Source organism: Escherichia sp. WS33, assembly GCF_046486385.1.
Lineage (GTDB): Bacteria > Pseudomonadota > Gammaproteobacteria > Enterobacterales > Enterobacteriaceae > ECMA0423.
Genome location: NZ_JBJQLJ010000002.1, coordinates 237,467 through 258,401, shown reverse-complemented (window position 1 = coordinate 258,401; position 20,935 = coordinate 237,467). Strand labels below are relative to the sequence as shown.

Genomic DNA, 20,935 nt, shown 5'->3' with positions numbered 1-20,935 from the left:
GCAATGTTATTTGCTACTGTCCGGGCCGCGTTCACCGGTTGCTACCGGATTTTTTGGATCGCTGCTCCATTCGTACCAGCCGCCGTCATACACGGAAACATTCTTCCAACCCATGGCGCGTGCGTACATAAAGGTTTCGGACGCGCGCCAGCCGGTGCCGCAGTAGAATGAAACTTGCTGATCTGGTTTGATATTCCATGCTTTCCACATAGCGGTAATATCATCGGCGCTACGCATGGTGCCATCCGGGTTATGGAAATCTTCCATATGCGTCGAGTCGCTACCAGCGTGTCCCCAACGTGCTCCGGCTATTTCACCTTTTGGTTTAATATAGCTGTAACCGCTGGTCGTACCGATAAATTCTGGCCACGAACGAATGCTCACCAGCGATGCATCCTGGCGATGCAGCAGTCCACGGGCCTGTTCCATATCGAGCATCAACTGCGGTTGCGCCGGGATCTTCACGCCGAAATCCGGTTCCGCTTTCACTTTCGGTGGCGTACCGCGCTCAACGGGCAGACCCGCGTCGGACCAGGTTTGCCAGCCGCCGTCCAGCAGGCGCACATCTTTCACGCCAGCGTAGAGCATAATTTGTGCCACACGCGCTGCAGCGTATACGTCACGCCCGTACAGAATGACCGTGGTGTCATGGCGAATGCCGTGTTTTGCCAGCATCGCTTTTAGTTGTTCATCAGAAACTTTGTTCCACAGTGGTTCGCTTTCCACTTCGTTGGTATCGATGTAGTCAGCGCCGGGAATATGGCTGATAAGGTAAAATTTTGGAGCGCCCCAGGCCGCTTCAATGACTTTCCAGTCACCGGCAGGTTTCGCCGTAACTTCTTTACCTTGTTGCAGGTCGTGAAGCCATTGCGGATAAACCAGCTGCTCAAAGTGCGGCAGTTTTTGTAGACGGGAAGGTTCGCTTAGCGCGTCACTCAGAATGGAGATATGCGTAAAACCTGCTTTTTGCAGTCGCGTTTTGACGGCGTCGACATCTTTGCCATTACCGTACAGCGCTACCGGGGCATCGGCTTTCAGGTTATGTTGCTTGATCCACGCGTTGAGCTGTTCGGTGCTCATTTTGTCAAGCCAGCTGGCAGAGAGGTTTAAGGCGGCAGGTTCATGACCAGAAGGGCCATTTAAGGTTTGTGGCCAGCCGTTATAAAACGCGCTGGGGCGAGTATCTATCGCTTTGCCATTTTGTTGTTGAAGCTGGTCAAGTGTAAGAGGCTTCGCCAGTTCAGCGGCCCACGAAGAAGCGCAAGCCAGCCCTAAAGCCATTGCCAGCGCGGTCATTTGAGAAACACGTTTCATCGAAAATCCCGACATTGTAGTTTTGAGTGCGCCATTCTGAACTGACGCATTGAGAAAAACTTTGCGTTATCGCAGTTTGTTGTAATTTTCTGACCACTGCGCCATATCCAGAACAGAACTATCAGCAGGAACATCCTGGAGATCGTGCGTTACCTGAACGACCGGGATCGCCAGTTCGCGAACTTCGCTGAACACCCACTGGCGAAAACTATCGCGCAGAGCCACATCAAGACGGCTGAATGGCTCATCCAGGAGTAACGCTTTTGGCTGAGCGAGAAGGGCGCGCAGCAGGGCCACCCGCGCTCGCTGACCGCCTGATAATGTCGCAGGGTCCTGGTGATAAGTTTCAGCCAGTCCCGCTCGATCAAGCGCGTCTTTCACGGCATTGCGCCTGGCAGTCCCCTTGAGCGTCGACGGTAGCGCCAGCAGTAAATTTTGCCCGACGCTGAACTGGTCAAATAACAGTGCATCCTGGAAAAGAATGCCAATCTGACGCTGTGCGGTGGGTAGCATGTCAATCCGTTGCTCATTGAGCCATAGCTCACCTGTACAAGAAAACTGTCCAGCCAGTGCACCAATCATCCATGAAAACAGAGTGGATTTTCCACAGCCAGACGGCCCCATTAACGTGACAATGTCACCTTTATCCACCGTAAAGTTAACGTTTGTCAGCAAGCGGCTTTCTGGTAAACGTAGCGAAACATTTTTCACGCAGAGCATTAGCGGAGTCCTTGTCTGACATAACCTACCCATTTTGCGACTAACGCGGTCAGGGCAAAAATAATAAGCGGTAATAGCAGTTGCCATAAAGCCTGGGCGGCGAAAATACCATTGCTGCCGCCGCTGCTTAATGCCACCGCCTCAGTGGTGAGCGTCGGAAAACGCCCCGCGCCCAGCCACAGCGTCGGCATATACTGCGCAATACTGACTGAAAATCCCACCGCGAAGGCAATCAGCGTAGGGCGTAGCATAAGCGGACATTTCACGTAAAAGAAGATTTTGGCCCGCGACCAGCTCAGTGTTTGCGCAATCAAAATTAACCGTGAATCAATGCGCTGCCAGGCGGGTTGCAGGATAAACAGCATCCACGGCATTACCCACAGCAGATGCCCCCAGACCACCGCCGTCCAGCTTCCATCCAGGTTCAGCCATAGCGCCAGCGTGTACTGGCCCGCCACCAGTGGCAGAGCGGGCAATAGAATGGGCAACCAGAGCCACAACTGGCGACGCTGTGGCCCCCATTCCAGCCACAGCAGTAACAGGAGCAAAGCGATGAATGTCGCCACCAGCCCCATTGTCAGGCTGTTGATGAGTGCTTCACTATTGATCGTCGACTGATCCGCGAGGATCGCCAGCAGAACCACACACAGCACACCGGTTAAGGGTAAAAAACTCGCCAGCGTAGTGCCTGGTAATAAAGGTGTGGCAGGCTTGCGAATGCCATCTACGCGGGGAATAGTGCGCCGCCAGCTGCGCCATAGCAGATAGCTCAGCAAAACGTAGGCGGCGAGTAACAGCATCAGCAGCAGACTGGCGAGTGCGCCTTTCGTTTGTTGATCCGCGTCGCCCTGAGTTAACCACTGCCAGCTAATTACTGCCAGCGTCGGTGGATTACCTGGCCCAAGAATAATCGCCACATCCACGACCGAAAGCGACCAGGCAACAATCGCCAACATCGCCATTGCCAGTGCAGGTGCGACGGAGGGCAAGAGCAGCCAGTTCAGGCATTGCCAGCGGCTGTAGCCCAGCGAATCCAGCACAATGACCTGCTGCAACAGCCGTTTTTCGCTCAATACTGCCGCTAAGATCCACAGCAGAAATGCGCTTTCTTTCACTGCAAGGGTGAGGCCCAGCCCAATACCCAATTTGTCCATTAGCGGAGTGAAATACGGGAAATAGTCATAAAGCAGCCCTCCCTCAGCAAAGAGCAGAAGGGCGCTGGTGGCAAAAGCCACATGGGGAATGGCGAGCAGCCACGGCAGACGGGCACACATACGCTGCCATTTCGGCCAAGGCCACAGCGCCACAATCACCAGCAGGGCAATCAACAACGCCCCGACCGCCGCGATGGTTGTCGACACCAGCGTTGCCAGTAATGCCTGCGGTAACTGTGGATCGGCAAATAACGCCTGCCAGTGTGTCAACGACAAAGCAGGCGATATCAGCGTGAGAGCTGCCGGGATCAGTGGTGCATAAATCACCGCCACCATCGCCCACAGCAAAAAGATTAATGCGTACCGTAACGGTGTAGCCATTCTTGTTCCAGCGCATTTACCCAACCTGCGTGCGGTTCAGCCAGTACCGGCGGCAGATCTTGCGGCATTCTTGATTGCAATGTTTCGCGCTGCCCATCAGGCAGTTTTTGCGGATCGAGAACAGAAGGATCGCCCCAGACAGCGGGATCCGCTTTACGCAGTTGCGCATTGGGTGAGAGCAGGAAGTTGGCAACCACCTTCGCCGCAGCACTGGCATTTGCGTTAGCAGGAATGGTGACGAAATGCACGTTGCCAATCATCCCCTGGTTAAAACCAAAACTGTAACTGCTTGCAGGCAAATCGCCGCTGGCGATTTTTTGCTGGGCATGAGCAGGGTTAAAGGTCAGCGACAGGCGCAATGTGCCGGCTTTCAGCAGAGCATCCATCCGCGCGGGCGAAGGCGGGAAATCCTTTCCTTTGCGCCATAAATAGGGATGTAGCGCGTCAAGATATTGCCACAAGGGCGCAGTGACGCGGGCGAAAGTGGCTTTATCCGGGGCAACTTTTAACGCGGCGGGATCGGGCGTCAGCATAATCAGCAACTGTTCAAGAAACGCCGTGCCGGTAAAGTCCGGTGGGCGCGGATAGGTAACCGTGCCGGGATTGGCTTTAGCAAACTCCAGTAAGGCTTGCGGCGTTTGTGGTGGCTGTGGCGTAACATCGCGGCGGGCGATAAACGTCAGTTGTGCGCCGCCCCAGGGCGATTCAGCCCCTTCTGTAGGCACTGAAAAATCTTCCCGCACCGGCAGCTGTGTGTCGACATAGCGCCAGTTGGGCAGAGTCTCCGCCCAGCCCGTTTGTAATAAATTGGCCTCTTTTAAGGTGCGGAAGTTTTCGCCGTTCACCCAGAGCAGATCCACCGAGCCGCCCGTTTTACGTCCGGCAGCAGCTTCGGTCTGAATGCGCTTCACCGCGTCTGCGGCATCCGCCAGACGAACAATCTTCAGGTTTATAGCGTAATGGGTTTTCATCTCGCCGCTAACCCAGTCGAGATAGCGGTTAATTGCGGTATCGCCGCCCCAGGCGTTAAACCAGACGGTTTGCCCTTTGGCCTCATTTTTAATTTCCTGCCAGTCAATGGCATGTGTTGCCAGAGAAAACAGCGATAACAATCCCAGCAACCACCCACAATGGCGCATCTTCTCTCCTTAAGAACGTTTTTCCGGAATACGGCACAGCCCCTGAGCGGGAATGTCCATGGCAGAATTAAAACGAGCCGACAGGTTTTGCAGGCCGATCAATGCCGTCAGTTCGGTGAGCGCCTGAGCGTCAAAATGCGCAGCCAGTCGGGTGCGCAGGGCATCATCGACCGTTGGCGGCGTTACGCTTGCGGCTTCGGCGTACTCCAGCGCCAGCCGTTCTTCATCGCTGAAGAGCGGGCTTTGCCGCCAGTCAGCCACTGCCAGCAGTTTATCGGTGCTGCCGGTACGCTCGGCGACTTTCATACTGGTGATATCCACGCAAAACTCACACAGGCACATTTGCGCAATGCGCGCGCTGACAAGCGATCGCACTACCGGATCGAGCGGTGAGCGTTTGCGCTCCAGCCACCCAACAAACATTGACACCAAATAAAAGATAAACGGGATCCGCCCCCACCAGCGAATCGGGCTTAGCACCTCGCCGTAATGGCGACGATGCAGCCACGCCTGCGGACGTAAAATGAAAGGAATTTTGCTAAGCGGCGGTAAACCCATCAGGCATTCCTCTTCTGGCGCTCAAGCCATATTTTCTTCGCCATAAAAATCACCACGGTCAGGGCAAACAGAATAAACAGTCCGGTGACAAACCAGAAAGTACCGCCTGTTAACATGCTGCCCGCCCAGGAATAAACAATAGTCGCCGGTAATTGACCAAGCCCGGTGGCGATAAAAAACGAGCGAAAACGTATTGAAGTCAGACCGGCAGCATAGCTGATTGGATCGAAAGGGACAAAAGGCAATAACCGACAGACCAGGATGGTGTGTTTGCCGTAGCGAGTGAAAAAGCCGTCCATACTGTCAAGCACGGTTTTGCCGGTTAATTTTTCCACCACTTCGCGGCCCATCACTCTGGCGATAAAAAAGCACAGCGCCGCGCCGGCCATCGAACTGGTCCACGACAGCAAGCCGCCCCAGAACGCGCCAAACAGCGACGCATTGGCAAAGGTGATCAAAAACGCAGGTAGCGGTGCAGCAATGGCCTGTAAAATCATCAACAAGAACGAGACAACTGCCGCCAGTGCGCCGTAAGACTGAATAAAGCGTTCTATACCCTGTTGGTCCACGGCGGCAAACGCCGCAACGCTGCGATTGATAAACTCATGGACGCCGGGAAGCAGCGCCCATGCGAGCAGCATAGCGAACAACAGGATGATGAGGGTTATACGGTAGTACCAGATTTTACGCGATTGTATCTTCATCATCCTTTATCCTGGCTTTATTCGGTGATTTTAAAGGTAACCGTTGCCAGCGTGTTATCCGCCGGGAGAACTGAGGCATTGCCTTTGAATTTCACTTCGCCGCGTTTTTCCACCGCACCATAAGTGTATGTTGCATTGCTGACGATGCCGACTGGGCAGCTATCCAGACACACCAGGCAACCCGTTTTCTTCTCTTCTGCTGCCGTTAAATTACCGCCAAAGCGCATGTCCAGTTTCTTGCCATTACTGTCAACAATCACTTCATCGAAGGAATACGCTTTTGCCGCCCCTTGCCAGTTGACCGAAATATCCAGTTTGCTGCCTGTGACATGAGTCGTTTCTTTATTATCCATCGTCATGTTTTCGCCCGGCGTACCACCTGCCTCTTTCAGGGCTTCATAAAATGCTTTCGGGGTCGCATAAGCCATAAACAGCGATTTATGTCCGTTGGAGCCATCTTTAAACACAATACCGTGACGAGTGTCGTCGGTGAGGAAACGACCATTAATTTGCACCAGCATGGTTACCGTATGGTTATTGGCATCGACGCGCAGCGGTTGGCTGTTCGAAAGTCCGTCGTATTCCACTTTTGCCGCCGCATTCTCTTTTTGATCGCAGCCGCTAAGCCCGGCAACAGCCAGTAAGCAGAGTGCAGCCAGTCCTTTTTTCCATGACACTGAATAATGTTGCGACATCGTTCTATCCTTCATTTTTTGGGTGAGTAAGTGGGCTGCGGCGCGAAGCAGACAGATCCACATGTTTGTGTCGGGCGTAGAGTTTTGCGAGCTGGACGAGAATAAACAGCGCCAGGCCCGCCAGACAGAGTTGTAAAATAAAGCGCAGCGTAATGCCTTCATTGGCGAGATCGCTTGCCATCACGGTATAAATAACAATACCGGGCAGGGTCGTGAGTGCCGAAATAAGGGTATAAGGCCAGAAGGCGATTGTGGTTAATCCGTAAGCGTAATTTTGAATATTGTAAGGAAACAACGGGATTAAGCGGGTCAGAATAAGAAAATCAATACCGTTACGCGCAATGCCTTTTTCAATGGCCTGAAAGGTATGGCTATGACCAACGTATTTCAGCAGTAAATCACGTCCCAGCCAGCGCGCCAGCAGGAATGAGCACGAGGAGGCGAGCGTGGCGGCAATTAATGAGAGTAGTGTCCCTAAGAGCGGGCCAAAAACTATTCCTCCAGCGATCACCAGTATGCTTCCTGGTAACAGAAAGAGAGTGGCAATAATGAATAACAGAATATAGAGGCTATAACCGAACAATCCGCTCTGGCGGATGAGTGTCTGTAAGTGGGGTAAATCGGTGAGCAGATCGAATAAACCGAAAGTGTGGATAGCGTAAATGACCAGCGCAAAAATAAGACAGGCCAAAAGAAATTTACGCTCAGCGTTCATCGTGGAGTTTCCTATATCAAACTTGATAATAGAGAAGTGGTCAGACAACTAAAAACGCAGTGACGGTATAACAAAGGACGGCAGGCAACAAATCATTACTGACAGTTTGTTGATTTTTCTCAAGGTTAATTCTCCTGACCCAGTTTGAGCCAGGAGAGCTGCTAAATTAGCGGCGGAAGGTCGCCCAGACGGGGGCGTGATCGGACGGTTTTTCCATGCTGCGAATTTCATAGTCGATGCCGGTTTCTACACAACATTCTGCCAGCGGTTGGCTGGCGAGCAGCAGGTCGATGCGCAGACCACGGTTATCGTCAAAACCTTTTGAGCGGTAATCAAACCATGAGAAACGATCTGCTGTTTGTGGATTCGCATGGCGGAAGGTATCGACCAACCCCCAGCTCATCAGCCTGTCCATCCATTCGCGCTCTTCCGGCAGGAAAGAGCATTTACCGGTACGCAGCCAGCGCTTACGGTTTTCTTCGCCAATGCCGATATCCAGATCTGTAGGGCTGATATTCATATCGCCCATAATCAGTACCGGATTATCACGTTTGAGTTCGGTTTCCAGATAGTTTTGCAGATTCTGATAAAACTGCGCCTTTGCCGGGAATTTTATCGGATGGTCGCGGCTTTCACCCTGCGGGAAGTAACCGTTGATCACGGTGACATTGCCCAGCGGCGAGGGGATTTCCGCCATAATAATTCGCCGCTGCGCTTCTTCGTCGTCACCGGGAAAACCGCGACGCACGGCAATCGGCGTCTCTTTGGTCAGCAGCGCCACGCCATAATGGCCTTTCTGCCCGTGATAAAACACGTTGTAGCCGAGCTTCGCCACCTCTTCGAGCGGAAACATATCGTCATGAACTTTTGTCTCCTGCAGGCCAATCACATCCGGTTGGTGCTTTTCGACGATGGCTTCAAGCTGGTGAGGTCTGGCGCGCAGGCCGTTGATATTAAAAGAGACAAATTTCATAGTCGCTGCCATTTATTCAGATAAAGAGTGCGTGGATGGTAGCAGAATTTCGCGTTGCTTACCGCCTGTTGTTAAGTGATTTGATCGATGGTTGTTAATGATGTCAACGATGGCGCAAAAAATGCCCGCTTTTGGTGCGCGCTGCGTCAGAATGGCGCAGTAATTTCCAGTAAATTTCGTCAATGATCACAATTCCAGAATTATATTTTACTTCTGCATAACATTGCGTTTTTTATTCTTTTTATTCACCCACATCGCAAACGTATTCACTTTATATGCACTTTAAATGCATATGGTTTGGTTATAACTCCTTGATTTCCAGTTAGCCTCCGCCGTTTATGCACTTTTATCACTGGCTGGCACGAACCCTGCAATCTACATTTACAGCGCAAACATTACTTATTGTTAACATATAAATAATGAATTATTTACTGTAGAGGTCGCTATGTCTCAGCCAATTACGCGTGAAAACTTTGATGAATGGATGATACCTGTTTACGCTCCGGCACCCTTTATACCGGTACGTGGCGAAGGTTCGCGCTTGTGGGATCAGCAGGGGAAAGAGTATATCGACTTCGCGGGTGGCATTGCGGTGAACGCGCTGGGCCATGCGCATCCAGAACTGCGTGAAGCGCTGAACGAACAGGCGAGTAAGTTCTGGCATACCGGCAACGGTTACACCAACGAGCCGGTACTGCGACTGGCGAAAAAATTGATCGACGCCACGTTTGCCGATCGCGTCTTCTTTTGTAACTCCGGTGCGGAAGCCAACGAAGCGGCGCTAAAACTGGCGCGTAAATTCGCTCACGACCGCTACGGCAGCCATAAGAGCGGCATCGTGGCGTTCAAAAATGCGTTTCATGGTCGCACGCTGTTTACTGTCAGTGCGGGTGGGCAGCCAGCCTATTCACAGGATTTTGCGCCACTGCCGGCGGATATTCGTCATGCTGCATATAACGATATTAACTCTGCCAGCGCGCTGATTGACGACTCTACCTGTGCGGTGATTGTCGAACCCATCCAGGGGGAAGGCGGTGTGGTGCCAGCCAGCAACGCGTTTTTACAAGGTCTGCGTGAATTGTGTAACCGCCACAATGCGCTGTTGATTTTTGATGAAGTACAAACCGGCGTCGGGCGCACCGGGGAACTGTATGCCTATATGCACTACGGCGTGACGCCTGATCTGTTAACTACCGCCAAAGCGCTGGGCGGCGGTTTCCCGGTCGGTGCGTTGTTGGCAACCGAAGAGTGCGCCCGCGTGATGACCGTTGGCACTCATGGCACCACCTATGGCGGTAATCCGCTGGCCTCGGCGGTGGCAGGCAAAGTGCTGGAGCTCATCAACACACCAGAGATGCTTAATGGCGTTAAACAGCGTCACGACTGGTTTGTTGAGCGTCTTAATACTATTAATCACCGCTATGGTTTGTTCAGTGAAGTTCGCGGCTTAGGTTTGCTGATTGGCTGTGTACTGAATGCCGATTACGCCGGGCAAGCGAAACAGATCTCTCAGGAAGCGGCGAAAGCAGGCGTGATGGTACTGATTGCGGGTGGCAACGTGGTGCGTTTTGCGCCTGCGCTCAATGTCAGCGAAGAAGAGGTGACGACCGGACTGGATCGCTTTGCAGCTGCTTGCGAACACTTTGTTAGCCGAGGTTCATCATGATGGTCATCCGTCCCGTTGAGCGATCAGATGTCTCGGCGCTGATGCAGCTTGCCAGCAAAACGGGCGGCGGCCTGACGTCGCTTCCCGCCAATGAAGCCACGCTTTCGGCGCGTATCGAAAGGGCAATCAAAACCTGGCAAGGCGAACTGCCCAAAAGTGAGCAGGGCTATGTGTTCGTGCTGGAAGATAGCGAGACAGGCACCGTGGCGGGGATTTGTGCCATTGAGGTGGCGGTTGGGCTGAACGATCCCTGGTACAACTATCGCGTCGGCACGTTGGTTCACGCCTCAAAAGAGCTGAATGTCTATAACGCATTGCCGACGCTGTTTCTCAGTAACGATCACACCGGCAGCAGCGAGCTGTGCACGCTGTTTCTCGACCCGGACTGGCGCAAAGAGGGCAACGGCTATTTGCTGTCGAAATCGCGCTTTATGTTTATGGCGGCTTTTCGCGACAAGTTTAATGACAAAGTGGTTGCTGAAATGCGCGGGGTGATTGACGAACACGGCTATTCACCGTTCTGGCAAAGCCTCGGTAAACGCTTCTTTTCGATGGATTTTAGCCGCGCCGATTTTCTCTGCGGCACCGGGCAAAAGGCATTTATTGCAGAACTGATGCCGAAACATCCGATCTATACCCACTTTTTATCCCAGGAAGCCCAGGACGTCATCGGTCAGGTACATCCGCAAACCGCGCCTGCCCGCGCGGTGCTGGAGAAAGAAGGTTTTCGTTACCGCAACTATATCGACATCTTCGACGGCGGGCCAACGCTTGAGTGTGACATCGACCGCGTGCGCGCCATTCGTAAAAGTCGGCTGGTGGAAGTGGCAGAAGGGCAGCCTGCGCAGGGCGATTTTCCGGCCTGCCTGGTCGCCAATGAAAATTATCACCATTTCCGCGTGGTGCTGGCGCGTACCGATCCGGCAACCGAGCGTTTGATTTTAACCGCCGCACAACTGGATGCCCTCAAATGCCACGCAGGGGATCGCGTTCGTCTGGTGCGCCTGTGCGCAGAGGAGAAAACAGCATGACTTTATGGATTAACGGTGACTGGATAACGGGCCAGGGCGCATCGCGTGTGAAGCGTAATCCGGTATCGGGCGAGGTGTTATGGCAAGGCAATGATGCCGATGCCGCTCAGGTCGGGCAGGCTTGTCGCGCAGCCCGTGCGGCGTTTCCGCGCTGGGCGCGGCTCTCATTGGCTGAACGTCAGGTCGTTGTCGAACGCTTTGCCGGATTGCTGGAAAGGAATAAAGGCGAATTAACCGCGATTATTGCCAGAGAAACGGGTAAGCCGCGCTGGGAAGCGGCAACCGAAGTGACGGCGATGATCAATAAAATCGCGATATCAATTAAGGCGTATCACGTTCGTACCGGCGAGCAGCGTAGTGAAATGCCGGACGGTGCGGCGAGCCTGCGACATCGCCCGCACGGCGTGCTGGCGGTGTTTGGGCCGTATAATTTCCCTGGTCATTTGCCGAACGGACATATCGTTCCGGCATTGCTGGCAGGTAACACCATTATCTTTAAACCCAGCGAACTGACACCGTGGAGTGGCGAAGCGGTAATGCGTTTATGGCAGCAGGCTGGCTTGCCGCCGGGCGTACTGAACCTGGTGCAGGGCGGGCGTGAAACGGGTCAGGCGCTGAGTGCGCTGGAGGATCTCGACGGTTTGCTGTTTACCGGTAGCGCCAATACCGGCTACCAGCTGCATCGCCAGCTCTCCGGTCAGCCGGAGAAAATTCTCGCCCTTGAGATGGGCGGTAATAATCCGCTAATTATCGATGAGGTGGCGGATATCGACGCGGCTGTCCATCTGACCATTCAGTCGGCGTTTGTCACAGCCGGGCAACGCTGCACCTGCGCCCGCCGTTTATTGCTCAAAAGCGGAGCGCAGGGCGATGCGTTTCTTGCTCGTCTGGTTGCCGTCAGCCAGCGATTAACGCCGGGCAACTGGGATGACGAACCGCAGCCGTTTATTGGCGGGCTGATTTCTGAACAGGCCGCACAGCAGGTGGTTACTGCCTGGCAGCAACTGGAAGCGATGGGCGGACGAACCCTGCTTGCGCCGCGCTTATTACAATCAGAGACATCGTTGCTGACGCCGGGGATCATTGAAATGACAGGCGTTGCTGGCGTACCAGATGAAGAGGTGTTCGGACCGTTATTGCGCGTCTGGCGTTATGATTCTTTCGAGGAAGCGATTCTAATGGCGAATAACACTCGCTTCGGACTCTCTTGCGGTCTGGTTTCCCCCGAGCGGGAAAAATTCGATCAACTGTTGCTGGAGGCGCGGGCGGGGATTGTTAACTGGAACAAACCGCTTACTGGTGCTGCCAGTACCGCGCCATTCGGCGGCATTGGTGCATCCGGTAACCATCGCCCCAGCGCCTGGTATGCCGCAGATTACTGCGCATGGCCTATGGCGAGCCTGGAGTCGGACTCGTTAACTTTGCCCGCAACGCTTAACCCCGGGCTGGATTTTTCCGATGAGGTGGTGCGATGAACGCCTGGGAAGTTAATTTCGACGGGCTGGTAGGGCTGACGCATCATTACGCTGGCCTGTCGTTTGGTAATGAAGCCTCTACCCGTCACCGTTTTCAGGTGTCTAACCCGCGACAGGCGGCAAAACAGGGCTTACTGAAAATGAAAGCCCTTGCCGATGCGGGATTCCCCCAGGCCGTGATCCCGCCGCACGAGCGTCCGTTTATTCCGGTGCTGCGTCAGTTGGGATTCAGTGGTAGCGATGAGCAGGTACTGGAAAAAGTTGCACGCCAGGCACCGCACTGGCTTTCCAGCGTCAGTTCCGCTTCGCCAATGTGGGTAGCCAATGCGGCAACGATCGCGCCATCTGCCGATACGCTGGATGGCAAAGTGCATCTCACCGTTGCCAACCTGAACAATAAATTTCACCGCTCGCTGGAAGCGCACGTCACCGAATCACTTTTAAAAGCGATTTTTAACGACGAAGAGAAATTTAGCGTTCATTCGGCGTTGCCGCAGGTAGCGTTGCTCGGTGATGAGGGGGCGGCAAACCACAATCGTCTCGGCGGTCATTACGGTGAGCCGGGTATGCAACTTTTTGTCTACGGGCGAGAAGAAGGCAATGATACCCGGCCTTCCCGTTATCCGGCGCGACAGACTCGCGAAGCCAGCGAGGCGGTGGCAAGGCTGAATCAGGTGAATCCCCAACAGGTGATTTTCGCCCAGCAAAACCCGGACGTTATCGACCAGGGCGTTTTTCATAATGACGTGATTGCCGTGAGTAACCGCCAGGTGCTGTTTTGCCACCAACAGGCGTTCGCTCGCCAGTCACAGTTACTGGCAAACCTGCGTGCGCGGGTGAACGGTTTTATGGCGATAGAAGTTCCGGCAACTCAGGTTTCCGTGTCGGATGCGGTGTCTACCTATCTGTTTAACAGCCAACTGTTGAGCCGCGATGATGGTTCCATGATGTTGGTGCTGCCTCAGGAGTGTCGGGAACACGCCGGAGTATGGGGTTATCTCAATGAACTCCTTGCCGCTGACAACCCGATTAGCGAACTAAAAGTCTTTGATTTACGTGAAAGCATGGCGAATGGCGGCGGCCCGGCGTGCCTGCGGTTGCGGGTGGTATTGACAGAAGAAGAACGCCGGGCGGTGAATCCGGCGGTGATGATGAACGATACGCTGTTTAATGCGCTCAATGACTGGGTGGATCGTTACTACCGCGATCGCCTTACTGCTGCCGATCTGGCCGACCCGCAATTGCTGCGCGGAGGGCGGGAAGCACTGGATGTATTGAGCCAATTACTGAATCTCGGTTCGGTTTATCCGTTCCAGCGCGAGGGAGGGGGCAATGGATAATTTTCTTGCTCTGACCTTAACGGGTAAAAAACCGGTTATCACCGAGCGAGAAATCAACGGCGTTCGCTGGCGCTGGCTGGGCGATGGTGTGCTGGAACTGACGCCATTAACGCCACCGCAAGGCGCACTGGTGATTTCAGCGGGAATACACGGTAATGAGACGGCACCTGTGGAGATGCTGGACGCGTTGCTTGGCGCGATATCTCACGGCGAGATCCCGTTACGTTGGCGGTTGCTGGTGATCCTCGGGAATCCTCCTGCGCTGAAGCAAGGGAAACGTTATTGCCATAGCGATATGAATCGAATGTTTGGCGGTCGTTGGCAGCTATTTGCTGAAAGCGGAGAAACCTGTCGGGCGCGCGAACTGGAACAGTGCCTGGAAGATTTTTATGACCTGGGCAAAGAATCTGTGCGCTGGCACCTTGATCTACATACCGCAATTCGTGGCTCCTTGCATCCGCAGTTCGGTGTATTACCGCAACGCGACATTCCCTGGGACGAGAAATTTCTGACGTGGCTGGGTGCGGCGGGGCTGGAGGCGCTGGTGTTCCATCAGGAACCTGGTGGTACGTTTACCCATTTCAGCGCCAGACATTTTGGCGCGCTGGCCTGTACGCTGGAACTTGGCAAAGCGTTGCCCTTTGGGCAAAACGATCTTCGCCAGTTTGCAGTAACTGCCAGCGCAATTGCTGCGCTGCTATCTGGTGAGAGTGTCGGTATCGTGAGAACACCGCCGCTCCGTTATCGGGTGGTTTCGCAAATTACTCGCCACTCGCCGTCCTTCGAAATGCATATGGCAAGTGACACGCTGAATTTTATGCCGTTTGAGAAAGGAACATTGCTGGCGCAGGACGGAGAGGAACGTTTTACCGTAACCCATGATGTAGAGTATGTGTTATTCCCTAATCCGTTGGTAGCGTTGGGATTACGCGCGGGATTAATGCTCGAAAAAATAAGCTAATACTTACCCGCAGAAATCATTCTGCGGGTATTAAGTTGCTTTCTTATAAATTAATACAGATTAATCCTGGTTATTTGCTTTATTTATCACCAGTCATCCGGTATAGTTCTTCATAATCTCTGCAAAATCATCGTGTTGTATTATTCTCTCATCACTCTCCATCAAATTTTCTTTTTTTCTCCATAATTGGCGCAAAAGTGTTTTTTACACTTTCATTGTTTTACCGTTGCTCTGATTAATTGACGCTAAAGTCAGTAAAGTTAATCTCGTCAACACGGCACGCTACTTAAGAAAGCCGTAATAAATAACTGAAAGGAAGGATATAGAATATGCGTAAATTAACTGCACTGTTTGTTGCCTCTACCCTGGCTCTTGGCGCGGCTAACCTGGCCCATGCCGCAGACACCACTACCGCAGCACCGGCTGACGCGAAGCCGATGATGCACCACAAAGGCAAGTTCGGTCCGCATCAGGACATGATGTTCAAAGACCTGAACCTGACCGACGCGCAGAAACAGCAGATCCGCGAAATCATGAAAGGCCAGCGTGACCAGATGAAACGTCCGCCGCTGGAAGAACGCCGCGCAATGCATGACATCATTGCCAGCGATACCTTCGATAAAGCAAAAGCTGAAGCGCAGATCGCAAAAATGGAAGAACAGCGCAAAGCTAACATGCTGGCGCACATGGAAACCCAGAACAAAATTTACAACATCCTGACGCCGGAACAGAAAAAGCAATTTAATGCTAATTTTGAGAAGCGTCTGACAGAACGTCCAGCGGCAAAAGGTAAAATGCCTGCAACTGCTGAATAATCTTTCAGCCAAAAAACTTAAGACCGCCGGTCTTGTCCACTACCTTGCAGTAATGCGGTGGACAGGATCGGCGGTTTTCTTTTCTCTTCTCAAACAGTTGTAAAAAAAGCCTGATCACCACTAACGTAAATCACCCGAGTTGCCGATAACCATCCACGGTTACCTGAACGATAACAATGAAAAGAACGGGCCGGGAGCGAGTATGGAATACTTTGATATGCGTAAAATGTCGGTGAATCTGTGGCGAAACGCTGCCGGTGAAACGCGCGAAATTTGCACTTTCCCACCGGCAAAACGTGATTTTTACTGGCGTGCCAGCATTGCATCCATCGCGGCGAATGGGGAGTTTTCTTTGTTTCCCGGCATGGAAAGGATAGTGACGTTGCTGGAAGGCGGCGAGATGTTCCTTGAAAGCGCAGACCGCTTTAACCATACCTTAAAACCGTTACAGCCTTTTGCCTTTGCGGCGGACCAGGTGGTAAAAGCGAAACTGACGGCAGGGCAGATGTCGATGGATTTCAACATCATGACACGCCTGGATGTCTGTAAGGCGAAAGTCAGAATTGCCGAACGTACGTTTACTACCTTTGGCTCACGCGGCGGGGTGGTGTTTGTGATTAACGGGGCGTGGCAACTGGGCGATAAATTGCTCACTACCGACCAGGGCGCGTGCTGGTTCGATGGCAGGCACACCCTGCGGCTTTTACAACCGCAAGGTAAACTGTTGTTCAGTGAAATCAACTGGCTCGCTGGTCATTCGCCGGATCAAGTTCAGTAATTTCATAGTTACCGGAAAGCAGCGGCTTACAAAGAATTTTATAACCGTCGTGATCAAACCCGGCGGGTGTCCGAATTAACGTTGTCGCTTCTTCCAGCGAATTAACCGCCCCCAGCCACAGCCAGTTTTGAATAATATGATATTGAGTCATTTCCGGGTGCTGTTCTTTCAGTGCCACCGCACCTTGCCAAGGCCAACACACCACCCGCAAACGCTCCAGAGACTGGCGCAAGCGTAGCGCATGTTCCTCATGGCTCTCTTTACCGCAGCATGCTCCGGCGCAACGTTTTAGCGCTGAACGAAAACATGCACGACCGCGACTTAACGGTTCCAGTCCCAACAGGCCATAACAAAGTTTTTGTTCATCAGCGATGCTCTGCAATGCTTGCAAAGCTGCGCGCCTATTGGCAAACAGGCCAAACAGGTTGGGGGCTCGTGAAAAATCCACCTCTTTGGCATACACCACATCGACGCGCTTTTCATTTAATTGCAGGGCACAGAGCTGGCGATTGCGGCGCAACCGTTTATTAAACAGCGGCTGTTGTTCTTTGATTAATCGCGCTTCAAGGAGCAGAGCGCCGATTTCGCCTGCGGTGCAGATCCAGCTGATGCGTCGGGATTGCCGTAGCATGGCGGCTTCATCCGGGGTACGTAAATGAGAAAGGACGCGGCTGCGGATGTTAATGCTTTTGCCGATATAGAGCGGCATGGTGTCACTTTCGCCATGAAACAGATACACCCCTGGTCGGGTGGGTAAGTCATTAAGGAATGAACGTAAATGTTCGGGATATTCATAAATTGCCGCAGCTTCAAATTCGAGCCGCGGAGAAGTTAAACGCCGTACCACTGTTGACTCCGAATGCTGGTTATCTATCCAGTGTAACAGGCGGGAAGCGATTAAAAAAGAGGCGGGTCGATGACAAAGGTTACACCGTCTGACGTGCTACGCCTGTCAGGCCTATTCGACTCCTGCAATATATTGAATTTGCATAGTTTTGTAGGTCGAATAAGGCGTTCACGCCGCATCCGGCGTGAACAAATTACTCTTTTTCGCACAAACCATTATGTGCAAATTATTACTTTTTCCAGAAATCATCGAAAACGGTAATTGGCGGACGGCGTTTATGTTCGGTTTTCAGATACCAGTTCTCTATTGTTCTGGCGACCTGTTCAGGTACGTTTTTCCCTTCCAGATAGTCGTCGATATTGTCATAGGTCACGCCGAGTGCCACTTCATCTGGCAGAGAAGGGCGATCATCTTCCAGATCGGCCGTTGGGGCTTTCTTATAAAGGTGTTCCGGGCAACCTAATGCCGTCAGCAACTGTTTACCCTGGCGTTTGTTGAGACGATACAGCGGATTAATATCCGTACCGCCGTCACCATATTTAGTGAAGAATCCGGTAATGGCTTCTGCTGCATGATCGGTGCCCACCACGACACCGCTGGTCATACCCGCAATGCTATATTGTGCTTTCATCCGCTCACGCGCTTTTTCATTGCCACGGACAAAATCGCTCAGTTCAATGCCTGCTTCCCGCAATGCCTGCTCGCTAGCCAATACCGCGCCCTTGATATTAACGGTTAATACGCGATCCGGTTGAATAAAGGCAATGGCATCCTGGCAATCTTGTTCGTCGGCCTGAACACCATAGGGCAGGCGTACGGCAATAAATTGCAGTGATTCGTTGCCGGTTTCCTGGCGCAGCTCATTAATCGCCATCTGGCACAGCTTACCGGCAAGCGTGGAGTCCTGACCGCCGCTGATCCCGAGCACCAGTGATTTAATGAACGGATAAGTTCGCAGGTAGCTTTTCAGAAAATCGACACTACGACGAATTTCCTCTTCGGCATTAATCTGCGGTTTTGCGCCCAGCGCCTTTATTATTTGTTGTTGCAATGTCATTGAACCCCTCCAGACAGAAAAGACAAAACTTCCTTAAAGCTAACCCGTTGCTACTGAAACGACAAGCGACAGCGGGCTGAATGGTGGTTAAAACGTCATACAGGAATCCTCTGAAAGCGGAGCCGTTTCGTTCACGGGCTTGAAAAAGCGCCCAATGTATTCCAGGCTTATCTAACACGCTGATAAACAAGAGGACGGAATATGAACAAGAATATGGCAGGAATTCTGAGTGCAGCGGCGGTATTAACCATGCTGGCGGGTTGTACGGCTTATGATCGTACCAAAGACCAGTTTGTACAGCCTGTGGTGAAAGACGTCAAAAAAGGCATGAGCCGGGCGCAGGTTGCACAAATTGCGGGTAAACCTTCGTCTGAAGTGAGCATGATCCATGCTCGTGGTACTTGCCAGACCTACATTCTGGGTCAACGTGATGGTAAAGCAGAAACCTACTTTGTCGCGTTAGATGATACCGGACATGTCATCAACTCCGGTTATCAGACCTGTGCTGAATACGACACTGATCCACAGGCTGCGAAGTAATCACTTCGTCTGAAAGCTTGAGTAACAACGGAAACCGGCCATTGCGCCGGTTTTTTTTGGCCTGAGTTCTTAATTATCTTCGCGAATTATTTGCCCGAAATGTGAAGAGGGTCATAACCGCAGGTCAAGGAGAGACAATTTACAAGGTCAAAGAAATACTATTGCTCAGGTCTATACCGTATACTCCTTTCAGCCACAAAAAAAGTCATGTTGGTTTCGCAAGTTACCCAGAGCATGGAAGCAGGTTAAGGCTTGCGGAGTGTCTGGCTGACAGATAATCGTCGATGAGGGCAGTTTTATGGAAAAGAAACACATTTATCTGTTTTGTTCTGCGGGCATGTCTACCTCTTTACTGGTATCAAAAATGCGCGCACAGGCAGAAAAATATGAAGTTCCGGTCATTATTGAAGCATTTCCGGAAACACTGGCTGGTGAAAAAGGTCAGAATGCCGATGTCGTGTTATTAGGGCCGCAGATTGCTTATATGTTGCCCGAAATCCAGCGTTTGTTACCCAACAAACCGGTTGAAGTAATTGACTCGCTGCTTTATGGCAAAGTCGATGGTTTAGGCGTGCTTAAGGCTGCGGTTGCAGCGATTAAAAAAGCCGCAGCAAATTAATTTATTTTAAATTTTCCCGTCAAAGAGTTATTTCATAAATCAATACCGCAATATTTAAATTGCGGTTTTTAAGGGTATTTTTCTATGAGTAATGTTATTGCATCGCTTGAAAAGGTACTCCTCCCTTTTGCAGTTAAAATAGGAAAGCAGCCACACGTTAATGCAATCAAAAATGGCTTTATTCGCTTAATGCCGTTAACCCTTGCGGGGGCCATGTTTGTATTAATTAACAACGTTTTTCTAAGCTTTGGGGAGGGGTCGTTTTTTTATTCCTTAGGTATTCGCCTCGACGCCTCAACCATTGAAACACTTAATGGTCTGAAAGGTATTGGCGGCAACGTATATAACGGAACATTAGGGATAATGTCTTTAATGGCACCGTTCTTTATTGGCATGGCGCTGGCAGAAGAGCGTAAAGTCGATGCGCTGGCGGCCGGGTTGTTATCCGTTGCAGCATTTATGACCGTCACCCCATATAGTGTCGGTGAGGCCTATGCGGTTGGCGCAAACTGGTTAGGTGGGGCGAATATCATCTCCGGGATTATTATTGGCCTGGTGGTGGCAGAAATGTTTACCTTTATTGTCCGCCGCAATTGGGTCATTAAACTGCCCGACAGCGTACCTGCTTCAGTATCGCGTTCCTTCTCGGCATTAATTCCCGGCTTTATTATTCTTTCCGTGATGGGGATTATTGCCTGGGCGTTGAATACCTGGGGCACCAACTTCCATCAGATCATTATGGATACCATCTCAACCCCACTGGCATCGTTGGGTAGCGTGGTGGGCTGGGCCTATGTGATCTTTGTTCCACTGCTCTGGTTCTTCGGTATTCATGGCGCGCTGGCGCTGACCGCACTGGACAACGGCATTATGACGCCGTGGGCGCTGGAAAATATCGCGACCTATCAGCAATATGGTTCCGTCGAAGCGGCGCTGGCAGCCGGTAAGACCTTCCATATCTGGGCCAAGCCGATGCTGGACTCCTTTATTTTCCTCGGTGGCAGTGGTGCGACTTTAGGCCTGATCCTGGCTATCTTTATCGCATCTCGCCGTGCTGATTATCGTCAGGTGGCAAAACTGGCGCTGCCGTCCGGCATCTTCCAGATTAACGAACCGATTCTGTTTGGTCTGCCAATTATCATGAACCCGGTGATGTTTATCCCGTTTGTACTGGTACAACCGATTCTGGCGGCAATCACCCTCGCAGCGTACTACATGGGCATTATTCCTCCGGTGACCAATATTGCACCGTGGACCATGCCAACCGGTCTGGGAGCCTTCTTTAACACCAACGGTAGCGTCGCCGCATTGCTGGTCGCACTCTTCAACCTTGGCATCGCAACGTTAATTTATCTGCCCTTTGTTGTGGTGGCTAACAAAGCACAAAATGCGATTGATAAAGAAGAAAGCGAAGAAGATATCGCTAACGCCCTGAAATTTTAATCGATGCCGG

Annotated in this window: 21 protein-coding genes; 10 read left to right on the top strand and 11 right to left on the bottom strand. The window is 52.1% G+C overall.

Features of this window, described 5'->3' with window-relative positions:
- Nucleotides 1–6: 6 nt before the first annotated feature.
- The 9 genes from ynjE to xthA all read right to left on the bottom strand — a co-directional run bounded on the left by ynjE (nucleotide 7) and on the right by xthA (nucleotide 8,353).
- A complete protein-coding gene (gene ynjE, locus ACJHXA_RS03320) occupies nucleotides 7–1,314 on the bottom strand; it encodes a thiosulfate sulfurtransferase YnjE (RefSeq protein WP_001315663.1) in 1,308 nt (435 codons plus the stop codon).
- Between the two features lie 66 nt (nucleotides 1,315–1,380).
- Nucleotides 1,381–2,034 carry an ATP-binding cassette domain-containing protein gene (locus ACJHXA_RS03315; protein WP_001315662.1) on the bottom strand — a complete coding sequence of 218 codons (654 nt, stop codon included), beginning with the start codon at nucleotides 2,032–2,034 and terminating at the stop codon, nucleotides 1,381–1,383.
- Nucleotides 2,034–3,569, bottom strand: a complete 1,536-nt coding sequence (locus ACJHXA_RS03310; protein ID WP_000224986.1) for an ABC transporter permease subunit — start codon at nucleotides 3,567–3,569, stop codon at nucleotides 2,034–2,036. The genes ACJHXA_RS03315 and ACJHXA_RS03310 overlap by 1 nt, the downstream gene beginning before the upstream one ends.
- On the bottom strand, nucleotides 3,542–4,708 hold the full coding sequence (locus ACJHXA_RS03305) for an ABC transporter substrate-binding protein (RefSeq protein ID WP_001532846.1): 1,167 nt from the start codon (nucleotides 4,706–4,708) through the stop codon (nucleotides 3,542–3,544). The genes ACJHXA_RS03310 and ACJHXA_RS03305 overlap by 28 nt, the downstream gene beginning before the upstream one ends.
- A gap of 9 nt (nucleotides 4,709–4,717) precedes the next feature.
- Complete coding sequence (locus ACJHXA_RS03300) at nucleotides 4,718–5,266, bottom strand: carboxymuconolactone decarboxylase family protein (protein WP_000524080.1); 549 nt, start codon at nucleotides 5,264–5,266, stop codon at nucleotides 4,718–4,720.
- On the bottom strand, nucleotides 5,266–5,973 hold the full coding sequence (locus tag ACJHXA_RS03295; protein WP_000975812.1) for a TVP38/TMEM64 family protein: 708 nt from the start codon (nucleotides 5,971–5,973) through the stop codon (nucleotides 5,266–5,268). Before ACJHXA_RS03295 ends, ACJHXA_RS03300 begins: the two co-directional genes overlap by 1 nt.
- A 14-nt stretch (nucleotides 5,974–5,987) precedes the next feature.
- Nucleotides 5,988–6,665 carry a lipoprotein YdjY gene (gene ydjY / locus ACJHXA_RS03290; RefSeq protein WP_000077941.1) on the bottom strand — a complete coding sequence of 226 codons (678 nt, stop codon included), beginning with the start codon at nucleotides 6,663–6,665 and terminating at the stop codon, nucleotides 5,988–5,990.
- 4 nt (nucleotides 6,666–6,669) lie between these two features.
- A complete protein-coding gene (locus ACJHXA_RS03285) occupies nucleotides 6,670–7,380 on the bottom strand; it encodes a TVP38/TMEM64 family protein (RefSeq protein ID WP_001315661.1) in 711 nt (236 codons plus the stop codon).
- 166 nt (nucleotides 7,381–7,546) lie between these two features.
- Entirely contained in the window at nucleotides 7,547–8,353 is an 807-nt protein-coding gene (gene xthA, locus ACJHXA_RS03280) for an exodeoxyribonuclease III (protein WP_000673924.1), read from the bottom strand.
- A gap of 445 nt (nucleotides 8,354–8,798) precedes the next feature.
- On the opposite strand from xthA, the gene astC reads away from it, so the two are divergent.
- From astC to ves, 7 genes are all read left to right on the top strand, one after another.
- Complete coding sequence (astC, locus tag ACJHXA_RS03275) at nucleotides 8,799–10,019, top strand: succinylornithine/acetylornithine transaminase (protein ID WP_000081983.1); 1,221 nt, start codon at nucleotides 8,799–8,801, stop codon at nucleotides 10,017–10,019.
- Nucleotides 10,016–11,050 (top strand): arginine N-succinyltransferase, encoded by a 1,035-nt coding sequence (astA, locus tag ACJHXA_RS03270; RefSeq protein WP_000989414.1) that lies wholly within the window; start codon nucleotides 10,016–10,018, stop codon nucleotides 11,048–11,050. Before astC ends, astA begins: the two co-directional genes overlap by 4 nt.
- Complete coding sequence (gene astD, locus ACJHXA_RS03265) at nucleotides 11,047–12,525, top strand: succinylglutamate-semialdehyde dehydrogenase (protein ID WP_000177243.1); 1,479 nt, start codon at nucleotides 11,047–11,049, stop codon at nucleotides 12,523–12,525. The genes astA and astD overlap by 4 nt, the downstream gene beginning before the upstream one ends.
- Complete coding sequence (gene astB / locus ACJHXA_RS03260) at nucleotides 12,522–13,865, top strand: N-succinylarginine dihydrolase (protein WP_000995007.1); 1,344 nt, start codon at nucleotides 12,522–12,524, stop codon at nucleotides 13,863–13,865. The genes astD and astB overlap by 4 nt, the downstream gene beginning before the upstream one ends.
- Nucleotides 13,858–14,826: a succinylglutamate desuccinylase gene (astE, locus tag ACJHXA_RS03255; protein WP_000368492.1), complete on the top strand. Its 969-nt coding sequence runs from the start codon at nucleotides 13,858–13,860 to the stop codon at nucleotides 14,824–14,826. The genes astB and astE overlap by 8 nt, the downstream gene beginning before the upstream one ends.
- Nucleotides 14,827–15,155: 329 nt before the next feature.
- A complete protein-coding gene (spy, locus tag ACJHXA_RS03250) occupies nucleotides 15,156–15,641 on the top strand; it encodes an ATP-independent periplasmic protein-refolding chaperone Spy (RefSeq protein ID WP_001228981.1) in 486 nt (161 codons plus the stop codon).
- Between the two features lie 202 nt (nucleotides 15,642–15,843).
- Nucleotides 15,844–16,419 (top strand): environmental stress-induced protein Ves, encoded by a 576-nt coding sequence (gene ves / locus ACJHXA_RS03245; RefSeq protein ID WP_000455601.1) that lies wholly within the window; start codon nucleotides 15,844–15,846, stop codon nucleotides 16,417–16,419.
- Here the strand turns inward: ves and cho are convergent.
- The gene (cho, locus tag ACJHXA_RS03240; RefSeq protein WP_000252358.1) at nucleotides 16,379–17,266 is read right to left on the bottom strand and encodes an excinuclease Cho; all 888 of its coding nucleotides are present in this window, start codon (nucleotides 17,264–17,266) and stop codon (nucleotides 16,379–16,381) included. The two genes, ves and cho, sit on opposite strands and share 41 nt — an antisense overlap.
- 229 nt (nucleotides 17,267–17,495) lie before the next feature.
- A complete protein-coding gene (nadE, locus tag ACJHXA_RS03235; protein WP_000175053.1) occupies nucleotides 17,496–18,323 on the bottom strand; it encodes an ammonia-dependent NAD(+) synthetase in 828 nt (275 codons plus the stop codon).
- A 201-nt stretch (nucleotides 18,324–18,524) separates the two neighbouring features.
- Here nadE and osmE point away from each other — a divergent pair, with 201 nt between their 5' ends.
- From osmE to chbC, 3 genes are all read left to right on the top strand, one after another.
- On the top strand, nucleotides 18,525–18,863 hold the full coding sequence (osmE, locus tag ACJHXA_RS03230) for an osmotically-inducible lipoprotein OsmE (protein ID WP_001039044.1): 339 nt from the start codon (nucleotides 18,525–18,527) through the stop codon (nucleotides 18,861–18,863).
- A gap of 298 nt (nucleotides 18,864–19,161) precedes the next feature.
- Nucleotides 19,162–19,482 carry a PTS N,N'-diacetylchitobiose transporter subunit IIB gene (gene chbB, locus ACJHXA_RS03225; RefSeq protein ID WP_000412169.1) on the top strand — a complete coding sequence of 107 codons (321 nt, stop codon included), beginning with the start codon at nucleotides 19,162–19,164 and terminating at the stop codon, nucleotides 19,480–19,482.
- 84 nt (nucleotides 19,483–19,566) lie between these two features.
- Nucleotides 19,567–20,925, top strand: coding sequence for a PTS N,N'-diacetylchitobiose transporter subunit IIC (chbC, locus tag ACJHXA_RS03220; protein WP_000073041.1), 1,359 nt, complete (start codon nucleotides 19,567–19,569; stop codon nucleotides 20,923–20,925).
- The last annotated feature ends 10 nt before the right edge of the window (nucleotides 20,926–20,935 follow it).